Here is a 2,173-nt window from a genome sequence, read left to right as displayed (position 1 = left end):
CAGCAAGCGACAACAGACTGGCAAAGGAGACGACCAATGACCAAGCACATCGCAATGAAGACCCCGCCGATCGTTTCGAGGCAGGACTGGGAAGCCGCCCGCGAACAGATGCTGGTGAAGGAAAAGGCAACACTGCGCGCCAAGGACGCATTGGCCGCCGAGCGCCGGCGCATGCCGTGGATGGAAGTCGACAAGGCCTATGTGTTCGAGGGACCGAACGGCAGAGCGAGCCTGCTCGATCTGTTCGAAGGCCGCCGCCAGCTGATCGTCTATCGCGCCTTCTTCGAGCCCGGCGTGCATGGCTGGCCCGATCACGCCTGCCGCGGCTGTTCGCTGGGCGCCGACCAGGTCGGCCACCTCGCCCATCTCAACGCCCGCAACACCACGCTTGCCTACGCTTCGCGTGCCCCGCAGGCCGACATTGCGCGGCTGAAGCAGCGGATGGGCTGGCAGATGCCCTGGTACACAATCACTGACAGTTTCGACAAGGACTTCGGTGTCGACGAATGGCACGGCCACAACGTCTTCATCCGTGACGGCGATCGCATCTTCCGCACCTACTTGATTAACAGCCGCGGCGACGAAGCGATGGGCACCGTCTGGAGCTATCTCGACGCGACGCCGCTCGGCCGCCAGGAAATCTGGGAGGATTCGCCCGAAGGCTATCCGCAGACTCCACTCTACTCCTGGTGGAACTGGCACGACAATTACGACGCCGGGGCCGACAAGAAATGGGAAGAAGTGTCTGCTGCCGGCGAGGCCGCATTCCGCGACAAGGGCGAGCAGTAACGGTTGTCCAGTCTGGGTTCCTCTCCCCACTCCGTGGAGAGAGGAACCTGTCGTGGCTGGCATGATCATCAAGGATCAAGGCGATGAGCGATATCCACACAGGTGCCGGCAGCACGATCCCAGAAGCCGCCACCCTCGGGCTGGCCGACTGGCTTTGCCTTGCCGCGGCACCGACCTTCGCCGTGATGGCGCTGCTCACCTGCATCTTCAGCGGCGATGCGGCCATGCAGTGCATGGGCACCGACGCCTCGCCCCTCACGGGCATGGCTGCGATGTATCTGCTGATGAGCGCCTTTCATCTGGCGCCCTGGCTGCGGGTGATCTCCGGCCGGCAGGCCCGCTAGGCCCTTCCAATTCTAGACACCCCACACATCGGAGAAGACAATGAGACTGGTCAGGCTGAGAGCGCCGGGCGGCTTGGGCAATCTCGACCTGGTCGAGGAAGATCCGCCCCAACCAGGGCCGGGCGAGGTGCTGGTCAGGATCCGGGCCTGCGCGTTGAACATGCGCGACGACTTTGCCGTGCAAGGCAAGATGCCTCTCGCCGACGGCCGCGTTCCGCTCTCCGACGGCGCCGGCGAAGTGATTGCCCTCGGCGACGGTGTCGATGCACTCAGGCCCGGAGACAGCGTCGTCAGCGTCTTCTATCCCTGGTGGCTGCGCGGTGACATGACGCCCTGCACCCGGCGCGATATTCCGGGAGACAGTTTCGACGGCTTCGCCAGCGAGTATGTCTGCATGCCGGCGCATGCTTTCACCAGGGCACCGGCAGGCTATACGCATGTCGAGGCGGCGTCGCTCACCTGCACGGGCGTTACTGCCTGGCGCGGCCTGATTGTGTGCGGCAAGGTGAAGCCGGGCGACGCAGTGCTGGTCCTCGGTTCGGGCAGCGTATCGCTGTTCGCGCTGCAATTCGCCAAGGCCGCCGGCGCCCGGGTCATCGCCACCTCATCCGACGAGCAGAAGCTGGAAAGGCTCAAGCGCCTCGGAGCCGACGCCGTCATCAACTACAAGTCCGTCCCGGACTGGGGCCGCAAGGCCAAGGATCTGACGGGCGGGCGCGGCGTCGATCACGTGATCGAGGTCGGCGGACCCGCCACGCTGGCGCAGTCGATTATCGCCTGCCGCACGGGCGGTCACATCGCGCTGGTCGGCGTCCTGACCGGCTTTGCGGCGGAAGTGTCTATCCCAGCCCTGTTTTCCAACCAGATCCGCATCAGCGGCATTTCCATCGGCAGCCGGGCCGACCAGGAGGATATGATCCGCGCGATAGAGTCCAACAGGCTGAAGCCCGTCATAGACCGCCACTTTCCGCTGCAGGACATCGCCACCGCCTTCGCTCATTACGAATCCCGAAAGCATTTCGGCAAGGTCTGCCTTGACG

General features: G+C 64.4%; 3 protein-coding genes. All 3 read left to right on the top strand.

Annotation, left to right across the window (positions count from 1 at the left end; all coding sequences use genetic code 11):
* Positions 1-36 precede the first annotated feature (36 nt).
* Positions 37-789, top strand: a complete 753-nt coding sequence (locus EN879_RS33040) for a thioredoxin family protein (RefSeq protein WP_013530710.1) — start codon at positions 37-39, stop codon at positions 787-789.
* Between the two features lie 83 nt (positions 790-872).
* Positions 873-1,133: a hypothetical protein gene (locus EN879_RS33035; RefSeq protein ID WP_024501661.1), complete on the top strand. Its 261-nt coding sequence runs from the start codon at positions 873-875 to the stop codon at positions 1,131-1,133.
* A 40-nt stretch (positions 1,134-1,173) separates the two neighbouring features.
* The coding region (locus EN879_RS33030) for an NAD(P)-dependent alcohol dehydrogenase (protein WP_164774731.1) at positions 1,174-2,173 on the top strand (1,000 nt) is incomplete at its 3' end.

This window comes from Mesorhizobium sp. M7A.F.Ca.AU.002.02.1.1 (assembly GCF_003998535.1).
In the GTDB taxonomy this organism is placed as follows: Bacteria; Pseudomonadota; Alphaproteobacteria; order Rhizobiales; family Rhizobiaceae; genus Mesorhizobium; species Mesorhizobium ciceri.
The sequence above is the reverse complement of the archived record's forward strand: the minus strand, read 5'-3'. Positions and strand labels throughout refer to the sequence as shown.

Bases quoted from the DNA above. Each gene is read 5' to 3' on its own strand.
- EN879_RS33040 (WP_013530710.1), top strand. From the start codon at position 37: ATGACCAAGCACATCGCAATGAAGACCCCGCCGATCGTTTCGAGGCAG.
- EN879_RS33035 (WP_024501661.1), top strand. From the start codon at position 873: ATGAGCGATATCCACACAGGTGCCGGCAGCACGATCCCAGAAGCCGCC.